The following is a 20,351-nucleotide window of genomic DNA, read 5'->3' on the forward strand; positions in this document are numbered from 1 at the left end:
AAAATGAACGAAAAACCAAACATAAACCGGATTCCTAATACGATGAACAACGAGAAAATCTATGCAGTAAGTTCTGTGCTATTGATTCTATTCTCCATTTTATATGCCTTATTTAATAATCCAGCCCCCGGATGGGTGGGGTTTATTTTGAGGAATAGTGTATTGTTTATTATCATCGTTCTACTCACAACTTATGTTCAGTCGAACGCTACCTCAGTCGGGAAGCGAGTGTTATCCAGTCTATTTTATATTTCACTCCTTGGGACCTTATTAAACACGGTAGGTATTTTTCCCATAATTAGCAAGTCGATTTTTGTACCAAAGTGGGAAGAATTACTGTTAGTATTCTCCCTCCCATATATGTTGATTATTAATGGCCAGGAAAAAACTCTAAACGAAATAGGACATATAAGATCCCGATTGGATGAAGCGATAGAATCTGGGATCACATTAAATAGTAATGATTATGAAAATAAAGAGAGATCATTGAGGAATTTCGTTGTCTACCCTGCAATCACAGTGATGGCAATTATGCTCATTTACTTAAGTATTCGCATACCTCTCATATCAAAGACGTTCGGGGGAGTTGTTCACAGTGATAAATATGTCACATATGTTCCGAACGCTGTGAACATGTTTCGAGCTGGTGACCCGTTCCTAAATCGAAACTTAGCATATATTCAGGCATCAGAAAGTAGCATATCACAACAAAGCTTTGACACTTTTGGCCATTTCCCATTATTGACCTGGATGCTAGCCGGTCTAATGGTGTACAGAGACGCTGTAGGGCTTGAAATTGTGGTTAGAGGTATGCTGACAGTATGGGGCTTAGTAGCCCTCTTAATAAACTATTTGTTTGTTAGAAAGGTACTGGGGATCTGGACAGCTGCTTTGGCAACGCTATTGTTAGCTGTAAATCAGCTATTTAACCTAATCACATATGTAACCGTTCTGGACTTGCCTGCCTTCTTTTTCCTTCTAATATCGATGTATTTTTACAGTGTCGATCGTCACCAATTATGTTATGTTGCGTGTGGCCTCTCTGTACTATCTAAATATTCATTCATACTGATTTCGCCGGTTGTTATAGCCACACTCATACTAATCACAAAAAAATATAAGATATCTGAACTTTTAGAACTGAGCTCAGCGATAGGCCTCCTAATGATTGTACAAGAATTATTTATTGCAAGGATACCATCAACCAGTTTTCCAACCGATTACTTGTTAGTATCGACCCCTGCGTTAGTAATTATTTTCCAATATTATTCGTTCAAAAAGTATAGACATTTTGTAGAAACCTGGGAGGATGGACTTTCCCCTCAACAGACTTTTGCTTTGGTATGTTCAATTCCTGGTATAGCACTGATCTTAACTTACCCATTGATATCAAAATTCGCCAGCGGATTCCTGACAACGCCAAAACTATTATTTCATCTGCCAATGTATCAGGAAATTATAGACGATACTGGTTTGCTAATGCCAGATTTCGCATTCTTATTCTTCCCCGTGGGGATTATACTATCTATAATATTCGGCAAAAAGAGCGAATATCTAATCGGGATATTAGTAGCATGTTTCGTTTATTTGGTCGTTGCATCCAAGGTGATCTATTTTCATGAATACTATAAGATGATTTTTGTTTACATGGCTATCCTCACTGTCGCTTACTCGTTTGATACTCTTATGCGCTATACCCACAATAGGAAAGGTGATATTAATAAGATGGTAGTCCTAATTCTGCTGGTTATTTCGACTCTGATTATTGTTCCAATATCCGCTACGAACACGACCGATAAACTTGACAATGAGTTTCAGGGTACAGCTGAGATGGCCACATATATCGATACAAATCTTCAGGATAATGAACGAAGATTACTCCGAACTCATTTCAGAGCGAAGATTATGATACTCTACGCTGATATTTCATTCCCAATAGGTTATGGAAACGAAATAAGCCCGACTGGCGCTCGTGATAATCTGGGTAAGGAATTCCACAAATTGGATATGTATTATTACCTTTCCCATGGTGAACCAAATCTTCAAGTCTTCATGGATTTAATGGACCGTACACCGGGAACACAAACCACACGTGAAGATCTGATATTATCACAGACTGGGCAAAGGACTGCAGACAGACAAGAGACTGGTATAAACAAAACTATGGTAGATCAGCATCTTGAACTCGAGAAAAAAATCGGCGCTTGGCGATTATATAAAATCACAAAATGAGCTGTAAATCGTTTAGTAATAGTCCGAAAATATCGGTAGTGATACCCACGTATAATCGGCCTAAAAAATTGGAGAGAGCAATTGAGAGCGTTGAAAAGCAAACATACAATAACATCCAATTGATTGTTGTAAATGATTACCCGGAGGACAAACTAAAACGATCTAACTTGCCCCCTTTTGTTGATAAGATAATAAATCATAATAGTAACCAAGGTGCCTCTGCCGCTAGAAATTGTGGAATAAAACATGCCGGAGGTGAATACATCGCTTTTCTTGATGATGATGATGAGTGGTGCGAACAAAAGTTGGAAAAACAAATTAAAACCGCTATCTCAACAGAGTGCTTAGCAATTTACTGCGGTTATAAAACGAAGAGAGAAAGTGGGAAACTAGAATCGTCTAAACAAAAACAGGAGGTTCAAGTGCGTGATCTATTAGCATATAATTGCATAGGAACAACGTCAGTGGCACTGATTAAGGCAGAAGTGTTTGAAGATGTTGGAAATTTTGATACCGAACTTCCAAGCTGCCAAGACTGGGACCTATGGATTAGAGTTGCCACTGAATACAAGTGGAAATGTATAAATGAGCCTTTGGTTATATATCATGCAGAGAATAGCAATCGGATCTCAGAGAATCAATCTGATGTCCTCATTGGACATAGAATGCTAATGATCAAACATTCTGAACTTCTAGTCGACACGGATAGAACTACTAAGTCAAGACACTACTATACAGTTGGAAAAAAATACTATCTAGCTGAAGAGCAGTGTACAGCAAGCAAACTATTCTTCAAATCTATCAGATTTTTTCCTCCGATATTGATAAAAACAGTTTTATTTGTCTTAAACCAAGAAAGAAAAAAAAATAACAGATGAGTGACCCAGACCCTCTTGTCTCAGTTGTTATTCTCTGTTGGAATAGTGAAAATAAAGTTGATAAAACACTCAACAGTGTATTATCTATTGACAATATAGATCTTGAAGTGATTATAGTTGATAATAATTCATCAGATAGAACTACGGACATTTGTAAACAGATCCTGACCAAATCTGATTGCCGTTATAATATTGTTAAAAATAAAACAAATATTGGATATTCTGCTGGAAAAAATCTGGGTGGAAACTTGGCAACAGGCAAGTATATTCTATTACTAGATGATGATGTTATCGTTGATGGGGATGTATTAACAAAACTAGTTCATAACTATAATAAAGAACCAAAATCAGGATTATTAACTCCAAAAACTTACGATAGAGAGACAAATCAGTACCTTGGAGGTTGCTTCACCAAATTTGGCACAACTACTAATTATTCGAAAAACAAATTAGAAACTAGTTGTGAGATGGTAGAAGCTCCATTTGTGACGGGTGCAACCCTATTTACATCTAAGAAGTTCTGGGATGAATTAGGTGGTTTCGATGAATTTGCAAAGTTCAATCTTGATGACTTTGATATTTCCATTCGAAGTTATTCACGAGGGCAAAAAAATTACATTATTTCTACTACAGAGGCGATCCATATTGGAGATATGTCGGAAAATCTAGCTCGTCGATATAGGTCCTACTATTACTCTAGACAATATATATTTTGTAAGAACCTTCCTACTCTCCGGTTATTTAAGGTCTCTGTACTATTCTTTCTTTCATCATTATATTTTTCAATGAGAGATTCTGTATCTGAAGGCGATATTTGGATACTTATTAACCATATAGTTTCTATCCTATCGTTCATTCACAAATTACCCCATATTCTGGAGAAGCGCAAAGCCACAGATCACATATCAGAGTTTCCTATATTTCAGTAAAGCAATGATTTTTTGACAGAAACACTGTCAAGTTCTGAATGACCTCAGCTGGCGTCTTGCTGTCGATTGCTTAATTAGGTCATTCGTGGTTGTAGGGTCGCGTTAAGTTGGAGAATGAAGCGGACGAGTTCTGAGTGCTTATGTCCGAATTCGACCGCCTCAGTGGATGTATCGAGTGGATCGACTTGTCGTTTGTGGAGCGATGCCGGACTCCTGAATGGGCGATTCAAGTAGGCATCCGGTGTCACTTGGCAGGTATATCACTTCGATATTCAAGTCAATTTCTCGATGGGTTGGGAGTCCAACGTAGTCCTGTCTCGATCCACGAGTGGGTTCACAAGGCCGACCTACAGCCGATCTCGACGGTGACCGCGGATCACCTCGCGGTTGACGAAAAGATGATCCGCCTTCACGGGCAGAAATTTTGGTTGTACGGTGCTGTCGATCCCCCAAAGGAACGAAATCCTGCACGTTAGCCTCTTTTAGACGGCGACGAAACAGACCATGCGGTAGTTTCTGACCTGGCTTCACCGCCGATACCAGCTTATTGACGTACTGTTTCTTGTCGACGATGCTGATTATCTCGGTCCAGTTCAGGCTGAAGATGGCTACCGATTGCAGACACTCGCACATGGAAATCGGAATGCTATCGAACGTGTATTTTGAAAAGTAGAACGGCGAACATCCTCATTTGCAAATAGTTTCAGCCATGTCGAACTAGAGACAGCTCAAGAGTGGCTCGAAGCCTTCGCCGTCTACCACAACTCACGCCAAAATTAACGCGATGGCCTCGTTGGGTTTGCTGTTTCAGCGTCGCAAGATCGGGGATGAGACGATGCTTGAACTATTCGTTGTGTCGACTCCAGCATCCTTCCACCGGGCATTCGTCTTTAGCTAAGACTCACACCTCGGTTGTGTAGCGGTGGCGAGCGTCTCTTGTAAGATCGGTCGTTGTTGGTGGGTCTTCTGAGCATCCTCGATCAGCCGCTACAGCAACGGCGGTGGCGAGTAGCCAGGGTACCTTCTGAGTTCGTGGAGGATGAGCTGGGCGTGCGACCGGAAGGTCGCCGCCCAGCGTTCCGGCGGAAACACGATCTCATCATCGGCCTGCTCGGTGACCAGATCCAACAACTCAAGACTCACCAGCAGTGACAGCAACGCCGCGTACAGTAGAATCTTCACGACATCTGGGTTGCTCGTATCGAACTCGTCCAGTTCATACTGCGTCTTCAACTCACGGAACAGCGTTTCTACTTCCCATCGACACCGGTACAGCGTCGCTAGATCTGACGGCAGGAACTCCTCTCTCAACAGATTCATTATGTAGAGATGGTAGTCGTCGGCGTCCTCGTTGCGGACGCCGACGACACGGAATCGCTTCGTGTCCAGTGACCGTGTTCCCTTGTACTGGCCCCGCTTGAACTTTGCTTCGACCTCTACGTGGATTTACTTCCGCGAGAGGTCATCGACCACATCGTGGATCTGCTTGCCCTCCAAGGGAATGGCGCGGCCGCGCCATTCCCATAATTCCTCCATTATCAGTGGATTCGCGTTCTCTTTCAGCGACTCACGAAGTAGCCGTCGTTCTCATCAATCAACGCGAAGCGGCGGTACTTGATGTACGCTCGATCAAACAGAACTAGCCGTCCTCGCAACCACGATCCCGTTTTGAATAGCGTGCTGTCGTGCGTTTTCTCGTCCGTTACATCGATCCGTTCAATTGTCTGGTCGGTGGCGTTGTGGAGCAGGTGGAGCTTCGCTCCAGCCTGCTTCTCGTAACGGGGTTGGAACTCATCAGAGAGGAACTCGTGCAACCGCAACACTGTTCCATCAGCGATCATCATGTCCCTGAATCGGCCGATATCAGCGTCAACAGCGTCTGGAACAGCGACCTCGTCGAGTCCACGCTCGACGAGGTCGCGGAGATACTCTGCCAGCGTCGGTGTCAACCGGTGATAGAAACCGACAGAAGAGATTGGTTCGTCAGCTGTGGCGTTGTAGCAGCGTCTGAACCCAGCGAGTGTTCGGCTCTCGCCTATGGCGAAGCCGAACACGAGCGCCCACACGAGGACAGGAATCTGAAGCTTGCCTTCTCGCTCGACCACCCCGAGTTCCTCGGCGTGCTCTTTGAGGAACTCGGAGGGAAGCAGTGTAGTGAGCCGACGCATGATTCTCGATGAGGTGGCTCTGTTGGACACAGCTATCGCCTCTTCATTCCTCTCGAAAAGAAGCCTCGATAAGCCGCTGCTGTCACGCGGTTTCTCTCTTAGCTAAAGACGGATGATATTCAACGAATTACGGGTGAAAAAGTTCTAAGGATTACCATAGAAAGTGCCCCGTGGTCAACTCGTTGATTCAATCTTACTGATTACATCCTTCGTGAAGTACTATGTGTAACAATGCGCTCAGTTCACGCGTACTCGGAGACGAACTCTTCAATACTCTCAAGGATATACTCTATCTGGGCGTCACCCATCTTGTGGTGATTACCGACGAACAGCCCGTTCTCGTGAATCAAATCTGCATCTTCAAGCTTCCCGACCTGCCGGTAGTCTATCTGCTTGAGTGCTGGTTGACGGGCCAGGTTCCCGGCGAGTATCGGTCGGGTCTCGATAAGTTTCGACTCAAGATGTTCTCGTAACTCGTCCTGGGTAAATGGCGCTTCGTCCCGGATAAGTATTGGATAAGCGAACCATGAACACCGGGTATCCGGCCGCTCGTGGAGTATATCGAACAGGTCGTCGAACTGATCCATTTCAGCGTTCAGTTTGCGTGCGTTTGCCCGACGAATATCAATGAACTTCTCTAAGCGATTCAGCTGGTGAATACCGAAGGCTCCCTGAATCTCAGTTGGCCGGAGGTTGTAGCCGTGGGAGACGAACAGGTACCGCTCGTCAATTTCGGGTGACTCTCGGACATACTCATCCTTACTCTCCATCTCTCGAACCCACCCGTGAGCCCGTCCGGCCCTGTTTCGGTCCAAATACTCTTCGGAGTCTGTAGTAATCATTCCTCCTTCGATCGTCGAGATGTGATGCGAGAAGAAGAAACTGAACGTGCCGATGTCGCCGAATGAGCCCACCTTCTGACCGTCGTATTCCGCACCGTGAGCCTCACACGAGTCCTCAATGACTGCGATATCGTGCTCTTTACAAATGTCCATAATCGGACCCATCTCGCAGGGATTACCGAGCAAATGGACGAGTACAACGGCCGCAGTATCGTCCGTAACCGCCTCTTTAAACGCTTCCACATCGATAGTGTATGTTGATGGGTCCACGTCAACTAACACTGGTTTGGCGTTCACGTCCACGATGGGAAAGACACTAGTCGACCACGATACGGCCGGTACAATCACTTCATCACCGGGCTTGATGATGTCGCCCTCGAGGGCTTTTAATGCGAGCAGGTTCGCCGACGAGCCGGAGTTTACCATTGTCGAGTGATTAGTGCCGATGTAGTCTGCCCACTGGCCCTCAAACGTCTCGACCTTCTCACCCATAGTGACCCACGTCGACAGAAGTGAGTCCAGTGATTCGATTACTTCTTCAGTGCCATAAGTTGGGCTGCTCAACCGGACAGGCGTTTCGCCAGGTTGGAATTCATCGTCGCTACGGTTCTCGAAGACAGTTCGAATCTCCTCTTCGATTGAATTGGGTACGTCGTTACAGTCAGTCATGGTTATGCTCAAATCGTTCCAGGGTCGCTTCAATACCGCGTTTGAAATCGTATTCCGGCTTCCATCCGAATTGCCGGAGCTTCGATACATCAGCCACCATCCGCTCGATTTCAATGTTTGACGCACGCCCGGTAGAGTCTGAGTTGACCGTAATATCGCTATCACTTTGATCGATAATCTCGTCAACGAAGTCACGAACGCTGGTTTCGCGACCGCTACCGACATTGAACACGTCGTACTGGTTCCAAGATTTGTCGAGGACTGTCAGTACCGCTGATGTCAGGTCTTCGACATACGTAAAATCTCGTGTCGGCTCGAGATTCCCGAGCGAAACGGTATCTGTCTCAGCTTCAATCTGTTCAATTACTGTCGGGACCAGATTGTCTGTATCTTGTCCGGGGCCGTATAGAGTGAACCCGCGTAGCGTCACGACCGACAGGTCGTAGCTGTTGGCGTATGTCTCTGCGAGGTTCTCACCTGCGAGTTTGCTCGATGCGTACGGGTGGAGACACTCTGTCGCGTGAGACTCATCTATTGGGAGATAGTCGGGCGTTCCGTATACTGCTCCGCTGCTGAGGTAGACAAACCGGTCGACGCCGTCTTCGCGCGCTTGCTCGAGGACATGCTGCGTTCCGAGGGCGTTTGTCCGAAATGTTCCGACTGGATTATCAACCGAGCCCTGCACCGAGACAACGCCGGCGAGGTGGACGACGGTGTCGTAGCTACCGAACGACGGGAGCGACTCGAGATCGGTCACATCGGCGACGTGGACATCAACATCCTCTGGAATCTCCCCTTGGACAGAGTGTGCCAGAACGTCGACCTCGTAGTCGGCATCTGCAAGTGCTGGGACGAGATTGGATCCGACGAACCCGGTTCCGCCCGTGACCAGAATCGAATTACGCATCTTTCCGGATTTCTTCGAGGTCAACTTGCACCATCTCCCTAATCAGTTCCTCAAAACTGATTTCCGGTTCCCAGTCCAATTTCTTCTTTGTTTCAGAGATATCTGCCCTAAGAGCGTCGACCTCCGCCGGGCGGAAGAACTTCTCGTTGACTTCGACATACTCATTCCAGTCTAACCCCACCTCGTCGAAGGCAATCTGGGCGCACTCCCGCACCGTGTGGTGCTCCCCGGTCCCGATAATGTAGTCGCCGGGCTCATCCTGCTGGAGCATGAGGTGCATGGCTTTGATGTAGTCTTTGGCATGGCCCCAATCACGCTTCGCGTCGAGATTGCCGAGCTCGAGCGTGTTCTGTTGCCCTTCCGCTATTCTGGCCGCACCACGGGTAATCTTCCGAGTGACGAAGTTCTTTCCACGGCGGGGCGATTCGTGGTTAAACAGGATTCCGTTCGTCGTGTACATATCGTAGGCTTCCCTGTAATTAACTGTGGACCAGTACGCGTATAGTTTGGAGACGCCGTAAGGGCTCCGTGGCTGGAACGGCGTATCCAGGGATTGTGTATCGTCTGGCGCGTTCCCGAATATTTCACTGGTGCTCGCCTGGTAAAATTTCGCGTCCATCTTGTACTTCCGGACGGCTTCCAGCACCCGGGTGGCACCCAGGCCCGTGATGTTACCCGTGTTCACCGGCTGGTTGAAGCTCTCAGGGACGAACGACAGTGCTGCGAGGTTGTAGACTTCGTCCGGCTCGGCTTCTTTGACTGCCCGGTCGAGCGAGGATTGGTCGGCCAGGTCACCATTAAGTATATTGACATCGTCTATGAAATCGTCAATTCGAATGTGATTATTAGTGCTATTCCATCGCTGTAGCCCATATACTTGATAGTCTTGTTGTAATAAGTATTCGGCTAGGTAGCTCCCATCTTGCCCGGTAACTCCAGTAATCAATGCACTAGGCATTTCCTCGATGTTCGCACGGATAGGTTAAAAAGTCGCCGTTAGAATAACTCCCACGATTTGACCTAAGACCTGAGACCGCATCATCGCGTTAAGTTTGGCGTGAGTTGTGATGGACGGCGAAGGCTTCGAGCCACTCTTGAGCTGTCTCTAGCTCGACATGGCTGAAACTATTTGCAAATGAGGATGTTCGCCGTTCTATTTCCCAAAAAACACGTTTGATAGCATTCCGATTTCCATGTGCGAGAGTCTGCAATCGGTAGCCATCTTCAGCCAGAACTGGACCAAGATAATCAGCATCGTCGACGAGAAACAGCACGTCGTCAAGCTGATACTGGTGATGAAGCTCGGCCAGAAACCACCGCGTCGTCTGTTTCGTTGCTGTCGGAAAGAGGCTGAGGTGGAGAATTTCGTTCGTTTTGGGATCGACAGCGCCGTACAGCCAAAATTTCTGGCCATGGAGGCGGATCATCTTTTCGTCAACCGCGAGGTGATCCGCGGTCACCGTCGAGATCGGCTGTAGGTCGGCCTTGTGAACCCACTCGTGGATCGAGACATGACTGCGCTGGGCTCCCAACTCATCGAGAAACTGACTGGCATCCCGAAGTGATATACCTGCCAGATGACACCGGATGCCCACTTGAATCGCCCACTCGGGAGTCCGCTGGCGCTCCACAAATGACAAGTCGATCCACTCGATACACCCACTGAGGCGGTCGAATTCGGACATAGACACTCAGAACTCGTCCGCCTCATTCTCTAACTTAACGCGACCGACCGCATAGGCAAAATATTTAAATTGGATGGCTTTAGTGTTCCCAACGGCCTTCAGGTTCAGATAGACAGAATACAAAAATAGGTTCATGCGTGGTTATACTTCGTAGTGTAGAAATTCCACCATTAAGTATGAAAGTATGGCATAAAGTTCCCAGCGATAATCATATTGTTCATCCATTCAAGGATAGTGAGCAAGTTATAGCATGCGATTTACCGTTACCGTGGTCGGAATTTTGGTCGATTCACTGCGTTCGGAAGGGCTACAATATAGTGCATTTGCAATATCTTCAGACAAATTTATTCTTCAACGGCCATCCTATTCTGTCAATTTTCCGGACAATACTTTTCATTTTGAATGTAATCATATTGAAACTCACACGTACAAGGATTGTGTGGACTGCACACCACACTACAGGCCATGAAAGTGAAATAGAACTCCTCGACCGGATTGGTCGTCAAACTCTTTTTATTCTCGCAGACCACATTTTCGTATTATCGCCCCCTATCAGGCAGCAAATAGAATCGGAGTATTCAGTACGTGCTCCAATTTCCGTCGCCGAACTCGGCAACTATAGAATATTACATGAAGAGCGGCAGCGGGGAGGGGACCCATCATCCAAATTCCCAAGTGCTGGTCCTGTTGTCTCAATGATTGGGTTAATTCGTCGATACAAGCGTGTACCGTTGGGTATCCAAGCTTTTGACCATTCTAACGTGGCAACTAACATGCTCATCGCAGGAAAACCAATGGATACCTCAATCCATACAGAGGTGCAGGACGCTATTACAACGACTTCTAAACCTGTGACAACTCATCCAAAATTCATAAGTGATGCTGGGCTGGTAGAATACGTCGACAAAAGTGATGTAGTACTCATTTTGAATGATCAATCGACTGTCCCTGCGACAGCATACTTAGCTGCAGCATGCCGCACGCCCGTCGTTTCTGCTCCGGGTGGGATAAAAGAGTATTTGATTACCGAATACGACATCGGTATTGTATCCGACTCAACTTCAGAATCTGATATAGGAGCTGCAATTGACGAAGCACTCTCCGATTCAGATGAGTTTTGCTGGGAGAAATTTGATCAGGACCACCAATGGGATGATTACAAATCGACTCACTTCGAAGTATACACCTCTCTGATTAGAAACACATGAAACGCTCTTGCGTAGGAGATTGTTGATACTGTTAAGCGGTAGCTGCTGAGTCGAATAGGACAAGGGCACCGCGGTAGCGGTGCCCAACACGTATGATTCCGCTAGATGTGTTTGGGTCGGAATCGGTCGCAGCGGATCTATTTGAGCAGATTCGCTGGTGTGACGGTGTTACCTGTCTTCGCTGCCGTTTCTGACCGTTAATGGTCAAGATAACTTCTGAAAGCTAAGGAACTTCTCACACCACTTTTTTGCGTTGCCGACTCTCTGCGTCACTTGTTGAAACACGTCTTTGACGAGTTCGTGAAATTTGTCCTTGTCATCGACGATAATCGGCGACATCGTCCATTTCAGCTGTTTCCAGACTTGCTCGATTGGATTGAGATTGGGCGAGCCTGACGGAAGAAAGATGAGGTCAACACCGAGTTGATGGGCACGCCTGCGCGTGTATTCACAGATGTGCGATCCGTGCTTGTCCAAGACGAGCAGAATCCGCTGCTCTAGATTCTGCTCGCGGACCGTCTCTAAGACGCTGCAAATCTTTTCTTTCTCCTCTGTTTCAGTCCAGCGAACCAGACTTCCTCCGTTCAATGCGTAGAATCCGACCGCTGAGTCCTCGGTCTTGACTAGCGGCCGTTCAACGTGAGGATCATCAACGTACCACACCCGCCGCGAATTATCGTACGGTTGCGGGTGTGAAGCATCTAAAAAGCCGATAACTGTCCCGCCGTCTGTACAAGTATCGTCGTCGACAACCCAGCCATCCTCTTGATCACCGTCCTCTTTGTTGTGGGGTTCGTCGTCAGCCTCGTGGAGGAGTTCCTCGGGATTCTCCGGTCTATTCGGCCGTTTCGGCCGGGGTTTCGCGTACGACAACCAAGATCTCGGAGAAACTTCCCGAGGTAATCTGGGTGGTACTCGACACCGAACTCCTCAGCCAAGAGATGTCGTATCCCTTGTGATTTCCATGGCTGCCCCTCTTGGAGCAGTTCGAGCAGTTCTTCCTGTTCATCTTCGTCGAGTTTCGGGGGCCGACCGCCCCCGAAACTCGGCATCAATTCTTCGATCCCGCCCTCGTTCCACGCATCTGCCCATCGGCAGCCGGTCGCTGCCGACCGTGCTTCCCGGTCGGCAGCTTCCGCAATCGTATCGCCTTGGTAGAGATTCTTCACGAACCTGAGACGCCGAATTCTGTGCTTATCTTCGGCGGCGCGGAGAAGCTCGTCGAGCTTCTCCTCCGAGAGGTAACGCTTGATCTCTTTGCGTCGCTCGCGTCCCATTGCCAGCACATCGAACCGACCCCACAAAAGATTCCTCACTCATTAACTCGAAGATTGCGCTCCGACGGTAGTTGTTCTCAATTTCCGCGTCCTTCCGGTTTAATACGAGTCTTCGCCAACTACAGGGCGAAATTGAGGTGACACACAAAACGATGCACCAGCCTATTGAGCCCTTTGCCAGAGCACTCGATGCACTTTCCCTCGAACTCGTCAGCTCGGTCGAAATCAACGAAGTGTATATTTCTGCCGGAAAGAAAGGCCACGAGCGCGGCTGGCAGTCGAGCTCGCATGGCCTGTCCACGCGCGGGCGTGGTTCGTAATAGCGGTGACAAACCACCAATCTTCATTATCGCTGACTGTGGTACCGGGCAGCGATACGTGAATCCAGCGAAAGCCGCAGATGAATCGACGATTCGACTCCTGCTGGCCGACCGCCAGCAGGAGTCGCTCACTGTCTATACTGACGGCTTTCGAACATACGAACCGCTCGAAGAGGACGAAGCATTCAACCGCGAATACGTCGTCCACGGCGACGGCGAATACGCAGACGATGAGGTACACGTCAACACTTGCGAGAGCCACCGAGGTATCTCCAAAGACAAGTTGACACAGTATCTCAGAGCGTTTCAACTACGTTGGGAACTGTTTCGGAAAACCGGCCGAGACGCTCTTAAACACGCTGTTCGAGCGACGCTATGAAATCAATAATTTTATACGGATGGGCGTACGTATGAAAAATTCTATGGGGTGGTACTGTGTTAGGTCACAGCCGGGTTGCGGAAGAAATTTCTCTTTGAATTATAGTGTGTTACTCGACTAGATCCATAAAGACGGCTTTCAGATCGGATAACCGAATATATCCGGCGAAGACGTTGGTTCCAAGAAATACTAACAACCCAAACGGAGGGAATATGAGCAGCGAGACTATCGGTGAGGAATCGCAAACGAAAACGGTACCCAGGAATATCGCTGCAAAAATTGCTTGAGCTGCAATCAGTTTTGCGAACCATTCAATCGGTACTATGTCAATAGAAGATCGGTTCCAAATAACTATGTTCCCGACGAATATCGAAGTGTAAGATATCATTGTCCCGATTCCAGCACCGAATATTCCATATCGAGGAATTAACACTACGTTCAGAGCGATGTTGATAATTAGCGCTATTAGCGTTGCGAATTCGGTCGCCCGTATCCAGCCAATCGCTTGGAAGACCGGCATAGTGACCCGGCTCAATCCAAAAAAGAATGTACCTAATATTAAGACCTGGAGAGTAGTAGCCGCACCGACGTACTCTTGTCCGAAGTAGACACTAAGCAACGGTTCTGCTAAGCCGAACAGTCCTACACCGAACAGCGCAAGTGAAAGGGTTCCATACTTGATACCTGTTTTAACAGTTTCATTTATTTTCTCAATTTCACCTTCACTCCAGAGATTTGCGGTATGTTGAAGAAATGAGAGTTGGATAACAGATGGTATAAACCAAATCATCTCTGCAGGAACGATCGCGCTATTATACAGTGCAGTTGATGAGGCACCTTGGAATAACTCAACGAGTAGTATATCAGCTTTATACAGAAAAGCCGCACTCATGCCTCCGATGAGCTGGTACCCTCCGTAAGTGGCGATATGTTTACCTTGCGTCCGGAAATCGTCCGATGTCGGAAGCTGGAACGAAAATTCCCTCATAATTAGAGCACTACTTATAAAAGTAATAATTATAAACGAAAGTGTGTACCCAGCGAATACACCCGATAATCCGTGGCCTACGTAGGCCAGAATCAGTCCTGTTATCACGTAAACTAATTGCCGTGACACTCCCAGAAATTCACCCCAGAGTTCACGCTGAATACCGAAGAAAACACCTCGAATCACACTGAATACATTAGTGAATATGATTGAAACCAACAGAACCAGAACGTATGGTCGATAGATTTGCGGAAGTATTCCAGAGAATAGCAGAACCGACACCAGAGCTGTTCCAATGGCACCGTAGAGCAGACTAAAAACGAGTGAGAGAGAGATTACTTTCTGTATCTCTGCAGAGTCCGAAGTTGCTTCTGCGACTGTCTTTCTGCAAGCATCAAACAAACCACCTTTGGATAGAAGTGTAATTAAACTAAATGCAGCTAGGATACTCGCATACAACCCGTACTGCTCTTGTGATATCACTCGGACGAGTATTGGAGTAAATATGAGTTTTATGAGGATACTAAAGGACTTTCCGGCGAGGATGGAAAGAATGGAGCGGAGTAGAGTGTGCATCTATCCTGTCAGTACGCGTCTACCGTTATATATGAATGTTTCTATCGAATATAGATAGTAGCCGGCGTCCGCATCGCAAAGTCAAGGATGCAGGATTGCTTCCATCTGTATTCGGTTAAGCTCAGAAACCGCTGCATAGCTCTGCAGTCACCTCCCCAAGCAGCGTAGACCGAGATGGAGCTGGTTGCTGTGCCTCACAATACAAGAACTCGGCTATAGTAGTCGTTAGAACTATTTGCTAGGAGATTATTATAGTAGCTGGTGGAACACCTCGACGAGATCTCCATCGAAGAGCTGCAAGATGCTCTCGACAACGTGGAGAAGAAGAAGCCAACAGAACGGTTGTTAGCGGCTATTGCGTACAAGAACGGTGTCGCGCAAGATGAGCTAGCCGAGTGGCACGGCGTTCACCAGAAAACAATCTACAATTGGCTCAAGCGACTCGACACCAACGAGTCGCTTGAGCACGCCGTCTCTAATACTTATCGTTCTGGAAGAAATCAAAAACTTTCAGAATCACAGCAACAAGAGTTCGAAGAAACCGTTCACGACCCACCCAAAGAAGTCGGGATCGACGCGCCGGCGTGGACGCCGGCGCTCGTCCGGCAGTTTCTCGAAGAAACGTACGGCGTTGAGTACTCACTCCCGAGTTGCCGGCGGTTGCTGAAAGAAGCAGGATTGAGTTATCAGAAACCACGCTGTTCAGCCGCTGAAGCTGATGAAGACGAGCAAGAGGAGTTTCACGATGACCTCAAAAAAAGCAGCGGGAGATGGATGCCACCGTAGTCTGTATCGACCAAACCAAGAAATCCGTGCAAGTTGAGCCGCGTGCCGCGTGGTTTCCGCGCGGCACGCAGCTCTCCGTCGAACTATCCTGACAGCGCGATTGGACGTCTTTGCTGCGCGCGATCACCGAGAACGGTGATCGCTCTTTCCCGATTCGAAGAGTACGTGACCGCTGAAGACGCGAAACATTTCACTCTCGCATTATGTGAAGAGTTCGAAGATGACTTGCTCGTCGTGCTGGACAGAGCGCCGTACTTCCAGGCGTCGGCCGTCACTGACTTGGTGGCCCGTGACGACCTCGCCTTCGTCACGCTTCCACCATACTCACCGGAATTAAACCCTATCGAGGAGTGCTGGAGACAGCTCCAAACCGCTCTGAGCAACCGCTTTTTCGACTCGCTCGACGAACTGACAACGGCGATCGACACCGCCCTCCAACAACTTTCGGTACCCGAGATACGCAATTACTTCTAACTAGTACTATAGATTTGGCCGGAGATACCCGTACCCGGCTGCGATTTCCAGGAGGACAAGCTGGGCGACGACCTTCCGGTCGGTCGCCCAGCGTTCTGGTGGAAACGTCGCGCTATCTTGGCATTCACTGGTCTGGTCGACGAACACCCGCAAAAGGGCTCTGCTGACCACTAGGGTCAGCAGAGCTGCCAACACCTGTATTCGAACGATATGCTCTTTCTCGGACTGGAACGCCCCGAATTCGTACCGAGATTTCAACTCACTCACTATTGAGTATACTTTTGTACAGTTGTATCGTTTCGTTAGCTGCCTTCTCCCAGGTAAATTTATGCGCTCTATCAAGTCCTTTTTTTTGCATTTGCTCATGTAGAGTGTCGTTTTCTAGTACTCTCTGTATTTCTTCAGTCAGCTGGTCTGTATCATTTGGGTCTATTTTGATACCTGCATCTCCGACGACTTCTGGTAAACTTGAAACATTGGACGTTATAACTGGAGTCCCACAAGCCATCGCTTCCAACGGCGGAAGGCCAAATCCTTCATAGAGAGAGGGATAGACAAAAACATCAGCTCTTTTATATAAGTGGGGTAGAACATATTCCGGCACAAACCCAAGTAAATGTATATCATCACGATATTCAGATTTTTTTGTTTTTTCGATAATGCTATTTGTTTTCCAACCTTCTCTACCAGCGATCAACAACTTTGTGTGCTCGTTGCTGTTGGTTTTGATAGACTCAAACGAATCTATCAATGTCGTATAGTTCTTTCTTGGACTTATTGTCCCAACTGAAAGAATAACACGCTGGTCTGACTGTATTTCTATTTCACTGGATTGGAGATATTCCTTCAACATATCCCCATCGTAGCTCTGGTTGAAAAGTTCTTGATTCACTCCTTCATAAATCACTGTAATCTGCTCAGATTTCACCCCCAGTTGGTTTTCAAGATCCTTCTTAGTTGACTTCGAAACAGCGATTATTCTGTCTGCTTGGTTCACGTACTGTCGCTTGAAGACATAATTGTATGCACGTTGTTTTGTGTTGTACAGATCTCCTAACTTGACGCCTGTAACATCATGATAGGTTACAACTTTGGGAATCTGAGAGATATAGGGGATAACATCCTTGACACCATGCAGAATATCTATGTCATCTCTAATACATTTAACAGGCAAATAGACATTTTCCCAAAATACTCTCAATATCGAGTCCCGGATGGAAATAATGCCGTTGTCATCCTTACCATATAAAACCACCTCTATCTCTTCACTTTCCTCAAGTTTATTTATGAGGTTTTGCGCATATGTTCGTGAACCACCATGTATAGACAATGTTCTTGCATCGATACCGACTTTGATAGTATCATTACTTTTCATTTTTTCTTATTAAGCTATGAACGGATATGTATTTGACGACAGGAGCTGTATAGTGGTATTTAAATATAAAAAGGACGAAGATAGGCATTGTTCAGATGGGGTGCTTATGTATGGTCTCTTACCGTCATTATTATCAACAGTAACGACAAGTCATGGCCAATGCGAGTTCTAATGTTGAATTACGAGTTTCCCCCTCTAGGAGGAGGGGCAGCAAACGCGAACCAATATCTTCTACAAAAATTTGCCAATCGACATAATCTCTATGTGGATCTTATTACGTCTTCGGCTTCAAACGAAAAAATAATTCAATTTGCTGAGAATATCACTATTCATAAGCTCGATGTCGAAAAGCAAGACATTCACCATTGGACTCAGATAGAAATCCTCCGTTACAGCTGGCAGGCATTCCAGCGTGCTCGGAAGTTGATCAAAAAAAATGAATACGATGTGGTGCATGCGTGGTTCGGCGTCCCAAGTGGTGTACTTGCGAGAGTGATAGATATCCCATTCTTAGTGGCCCTCCGTGGTAGTGACGTACCAGGATACAATGAGCGGTTCACAGCACAATACACTTTGCTTCGACCAATAATACGTCATGTCTGGCAAGAGGCGGAGGCAGTCGTCGCAAATTCAGAGGGGCTACGAGAATTAGCTCGCGAAACAGCCACGCCTGGTATCGAAGTGATACCAAACGGTGTCGCAATCTCAGAGTTTACCCCAGAATACCCGCGTTCAGGACGCCTATCAGTGCTTTGTGTTGCTCGATTAGTAGAGCGTAAAGGGATTAAGTATCTAATAGATGCTATCAGTTGTGTATCTGAGACAGAGTTGACTGTAGTAGGTGAAGGTGAGCGAGAGAGTGAACTAAAAAACTGTGTCGAACGACTGGGTATTACTGATAGAGTGAATTTTACTGGTTACGTCCCACATGATGAAATCCATGAGTATTACGAACGGGCAGATGTCTTCGTTCTACCATCGTTCAACGAAGGAATGAGTAATACAGTACTCGAAGCAATGGCCGCTGGCCTCCCCATTGTAACAACAAATACCGGCGGAACGGCAGAATTACTGGACGGAAATGGAGTAATAGTAGAAAAACGAAGTTCTGATGCAATCAAAGATGCTCTACAAGAATATATGAGGAATGAAGAGAAAAGAGAATCAGATGGACGAAGATCAAGGAAACTCGCAGAAAACATGAGCTGGGAAACAGTCGCAGATCAGTATTATTCACTCTACAAACAGATATGCTAAATTGGAGAAAACCTTTACTTCTGTTGGGGCTTCACTTAACCGGCAACAACATTCCGAGTAATCTATATAAAATTAGACAAATAGAGAACTCCTCAGAGGCAATTAGAGAACTTCAGCAACAAAAACTCAAATCGCTTTTAGAACATGCCTCAGAGACCGTACCATACTATAATGCCCTACTGAAAGAAAACGATGTAGTTTCTGATGGAGGCATAAAATTAGATAATTTTGAAAAGTTACCACTATTAACGAAAGAGGACATCCGTTCAGCGGATGGGGACTTGCATTCGAGCGCTCCCGGACCGAATCCATATTCTAATACCTCCGGTGGTACCACTGGGGAGCCCGTGGAATTCCTTCAAGATGACCGGTACTGGCAATGGAACGTCGCAAACAAAATATACTATCACTCGCTAGCTGGGAAAGGACTCGGTGAACCGGAAATAAAACTTTGGGGGAGTGAACGTGATATACAGAAGGGCAGTCGGTCGCTAAAGACCCGCATCCGGAATTTCTTATACAATCGACAGGCACTGAATAGTTTTAAAATGAGTGAAGAAGATATGGAGCAGTATATCAGAGAAATAAATCAACACCAGCCTAAATCTATCTGGGCATATGTCGAGTCAATGCATCAACTTTCCCAATATGCAAAAAAGAACAATTTGAAGGTATATTCACCAGCAGGCATCGTTACGACGGCAGGTACATTACACGAACCTGTTCGAGAAACAATTGAGGACGTGTTTGACACTAAGGTCCACAATCAATATGGCTCCCGGGAAGTTGGTGATATCGCCTGTGAGTGTCCCCATCAAGAGGGACTACATATTTTCACTCATTCCAACTATGTCGAAATAGTTGATGAAGATGGAAACCCGGTTCCGAGCGGCGAAGAAGGGTACGTGGCAGTGACTAATTTAACGAACTATACAATGCCACTTATAAGATACAAGATTGGTGATATGGCAGTCGGCTCTGACGAATCCTGTAGTTGTGGCCGCGGTTTCCCACTATTAAAGAAAGTGACGGGGCGAGAATCCGATCATTTCGTAACTCCTACCGGAGAACTGATTCACGGAGAATATTTCACTCATTTATTTTATAACAAAGATTGGGTGCGAAAATTCCAAGTGCATCAAATATCACGGGAAAGCTTGGTAATTAAGATTGTAAAAAGAGAACCAGAGGACGGAGCTGACTTGGAAGCGATTAAATCTGAGATACGCAATGTCATGGGTGAAGAAGTAGAGATAGAAGTCGAATTCAAGGAAGAGATCTCCCCTTCTTCTTCCGGAAAGTTTCGGTACATTGTTTCTGAAGTGCTCTAATTTCGCTTTAGCCATGTTTTTATACCACATACCACATGATTTCTATCGCCCGAGTATATGAGTGAAAAAC

The 20,351-nt window shown here is 46.6% G+C and carries 14 protein-coding genes and 5 pseudogenes; 11 read left to right on the forward strand and 8 right to left on the reverse strand.

The window, feature by feature from the left end; genetic code table 11:
* Positions 1–3 precede the first annotated feature (3 nt).
* From P0204_RS12470 to P0204_RS12485, 4 genes and pseudogenes are all read left to right on the forward strand, one after another.
* Positions 4–2,232, forward strand: a complete 2,229-nt coding sequence (locus P0204_RS12470) for a glycosyltransferase family 39 protein (protein ID WP_276179673.1) — start codon at positions 4–6, stop codon at positions 2,230–2,232.
* Positions 2,229–3,110: a glycosyltransferase family 2 protein gene (locus tag P0204_RS12475; protein WP_379801830.1), complete on the forward strand. Its 882-nt coding sequence runs from the start codon at positions 2,229–2,231 to the stop codon at positions 3,108–3,110. The genes P0204_RS12470 and P0204_RS12475 overlap by 4 nt, the downstream gene beginning before the upstream one ends.
* Positions 3,107–4,039, forward strand: a complete 933-nt coding sequence (locus P0204_RS12480) for a glycosyltransferase (RefSeq protein WP_276179677.1) — start codon at positions 3,107–3,109, stop codon at positions 4,037–4,039. Before P0204_RS12475 ends, P0204_RS12480 begins: the two co-directional genes overlap by 4 nt.
* 140 nt (positions 4,040–4,179) lie before the next feature.
* Positions 4,180–4,819, forward strand: a pseudogene (locus tag P0204_RS12485) (IS6 family transposase).
* Positions 4,820–4,933: 114 nt separating this feature from the next.
* On the opposite strand, the pseudogene P0204_RS12490 reads toward P0204_RS12485, so the two are convergent.
* The 5 genes and pseudogenes from P0204_RS12490 to P0204_RS12510 form a co-directional block, all read right to left on the reverse strand.
* Positions 4,934–6,207: pseudogene (locus P0204_RS12490) on the reverse strand (IS4 family transposase).
* Between the two features lie 242 nt (positions 6,208–6,449).
* Positions 6,450–7,718: a DegT/DnrJ/EryC1/StrS family aminotransferase gene (locus P0204_RS12495; RefSeq protein ID WP_379801831.1), complete on the reverse strand. Its 1,269-nt coding sequence runs from the start codon at positions 7,716–7,718 to the stop codon at positions 6,450–6,452.
* On the reverse strand, positions 7,711–8,649 hold the full coding sequence (locus tag P0204_RS12500; RefSeq protein ID WP_276179681.1) for an NAD-dependent epimerase/dehydratase family protein: 939 nt from the start codon (positions 8,647–8,649) through the stop codon (positions 7,711–7,713). Before P0204_RS12500 ends, P0204_RS12495 begins: the two co-directional genes overlap by 8 nt.
* A complete protein-coding gene (gene gmd, locus P0204_RS12505; RefSeq protein WP_276179683.1) occupies positions 8,618–9,583 on the reverse strand; it encodes a GDP-mannose 4,6-dehydratase in 966 nt (321 codons plus the stop codon). The genes P0204_RS12500 and gmd overlap by 32 nt, the downstream gene beginning before the upstream one ends.
* Positions 9,584–9,671: 88 nt before the next feature.
* Positions 9,672–10,310 (reverse strand): IS6 family transposase, encoded by a 639-nt coding sequence (locus P0204_RS12510; protein WP_276179685.1) that lies wholly within the window; start codon positions 10,308–10,310, stop codon positions 9,672–9,674.
* Between the two features lie 176 nt (positions 10,311–10,486).
* Here P0204_RS12510 and P0204_RS21090 point away from each other — a divergent pair, with 176 nt between their 5' ends.
* Together P0204_RS21090 and P0204_RS12520 are read left to right on the forward strand one after the other, a co-directional pair.
* The gene (locus tag P0204_RS21090; protein ID WP_379801832.1) at positions 10,487–11,518 is read left to right on the forward strand and encodes a glycosyltransferase; all 1,032 of its coding nucleotides are present in this window, start codon (positions 10,487–10,489) and stop codon (positions 11,516–11,518) included.
* A 92-nt stretch (positions 11,519–11,610) separates the two neighbouring features.
* Positions 11,611–11,706: pseudogene (locus P0204_RS12520) on the forward strand (IS1595 family transposase); the annotation flags it as partial.
* A 16-nt stretch (positions 11,707–11,722) separates the two neighbouring features.
* Here the strand turns inward: P0204_RS12520 and P0204_RS12525 are convergent.
* Positions 11,723–12,687: pseudogene (locus P0204_RS12525) on the reverse strand (IS630 family transposase).
* Between the two features lie 152 nt (positions 12,688–12,839).
* On the opposite strand from P0204_RS12525, the pseudogene P0204_RS12530 reads away from it, so the two are divergent.
* Positions 12,840–13,494, forward strand: a pseudogene (locus P0204_RS12530) (IS1595 family transposase); the annotation flags it as partial.
* 109 nt (positions 13,495–13,603) lie between these two features.
* Here the strand turns inward: P0204_RS12530 and P0204_RS12535 are convergent.
* On the reverse strand, positions 13,604–15,058 hold the full coding sequence (locus P0204_RS12535) for a flippase (protein WP_276179687.1): 1,455 nt from the start codon (positions 15,056–15,058) through the stop codon (positions 13,604–13,606).
* Positions 15,059–15,319: 261 nt separating this feature from the next.
* Between P0204_RS12535 and P0204_RS21095 the strand changes: the two genes are divergently transcribed.
* Together P0204_RS21095 and P0204_RS21100 are read left to right on the forward strand one after the other, a co-directional pair.
* Positions 15,320–15,844: an IS630 family transposase gene (locus tag P0204_RS21095; protein WP_379801833.1), complete on the forward strand. Its 525-nt coding sequence runs from the start codon at positions 15,320–15,322 to the stop codon at positions 15,842–15,844.
* A gap of 42 nt (positions 15,845–15,886) precedes the next feature.
* Positions 15,887–16,318 (forward strand): transposase, encoded by a 432-nt coding sequence (locus tag P0204_RS21100; protein ID WP_379801885.1) that lies wholly within the window; start codon positions 15,887–15,889, stop codon positions 16,316–16,318.
* Positions 16,319–16,577: 259 nt separating this feature from the next.
* Here the strand turns inward: P0204_RS21100 and P0204_RS12545 are convergent, their stop codons facing one another.
* Positions 16,578–17,693: a glycosyltransferase family 4 protein gene (locus tag P0204_RS12545; RefSeq protein ID WP_276179689.1), complete on the reverse strand. Its 1,116-nt coding sequence runs from the start codon at positions 17,691–17,693 to the stop codon at positions 16,578–16,580.
* Positions 17,694–17,864: 171 nt separating this feature from the next.
* On the opposite strand from P0204_RS12545, the gene P0204_RS12550 reads away from it, so the two are divergent.
* Together P0204_RS12550 and P0204_RS12555 are read left to right on the forward strand one after the other, a co-directional pair.
* On the forward strand, positions 17,865–18,950 hold the full coding sequence (locus tag P0204_RS12550; protein WP_276179691.1) for a glycosyltransferase: 1,086 nt from the start codon (positions 17,865–17,867) through the stop codon (positions 18,948–18,950).
* Positions 18,951–18,973: 23 nt separating this feature from the next.
* The gene (locus P0204_RS12555) at positions 18,974–20,281 is read left to right on the forward strand and encodes a phenylacetate--CoA ligase family protein (protein WP_276179693.1); all 1,308 of its coding nucleotides are present in this window, start codon (positions 18,974–18,976) and stop codon (positions 20,279–20,281) included.
* The last annotated feature ends 70 nt before the right edge of the window (positions 20,282–20,351 follow it).

Origin of the sequence: Haloarcula halophila (assembly GCF_029278565.1) — an archaeon.
Classification (GTDB): Archaea; Halobacteriota; Halobacteria; order Halobacteriales; family Haloarculaceae; genus Haloarcula; species Haloarcula halophila.

What these genes read in the sequence shown, in the direction of transcription:
- P0204_RS12535 (WP_276179687.1), bottom strand. Translation starts at nt 15,058, where the DNA reads ATGCACACTCTACTCCGCTCCATTCTTTCCATCCTCGCCGGAAAGTCC.
- P0204_RS12475 (WP_379801830.1), top strand. Translation starts at nt 2,229, where the DNA reads ATGAGCTGTAAATCGTTTAGTAATAGTCCGAAAATATCGGTAGTGATA.
- P0204_RS12550 (WP_276179691.1), top strand. Translation starts at nt 17,865, where the DNA reads ATGTTGAATTACGAGTTTCCCCCTCTAGGAGGAGGGGCAGCAAACGCG.
- P0204_RS12495 (WP_379801831.1), bottom strand. Translation starts at nt 7,718, where the DNA reads ATGACTGACTGTAACGACGTACCCAATTCAATCGAAGAGGAGATTCGA.
- P0204_RS12510 (WP_276179685.1), bottom strand. Translation starts at nt 10,310, where the DNA reads ATGTCCGAATTCGACCGCCTCAGTGGGTGTATCGAGTGGATCGACTTG.
- P0204_RS12545 (WP_276179689.1), bottom strand. Translation starts at nt 17,693, where the DNA reads ATGAAAAGTAATGATACTATCAAAGTCGGTATCGATGCAAGAACATTG.
- P0204_RS21090 (WP_379801832.1), top strand. Translation starts at nt 10,487, where the DNA reads ATGAAAGTATGGCATAAAGTTCCCAGCGATAATCATATTGTTCATCCA.
- P0204_RS12470 (WP_276179673.1), top strand. Translation starts at nt 4, where the DNA reads ATGAACGAAAAACCAAACATAAACCGGATTCCTAATACGATGAACAAC.
- P0204_RS12480 (WP_276179677.1), top strand. Translation starts at nt 3,107, where the DNA reads ATGAGTGACCCAGACCCTCTTGTCTCAGTTGTTATTCTCTGTTGGAAT.
- gmd (WP_276179683.1), bottom strand. Translation starts at nt 9,583, where the DNA reads ATGCCTAGTGCATTGATTACTGGAGTTACCGGGCAAGATGGGAGCTAC.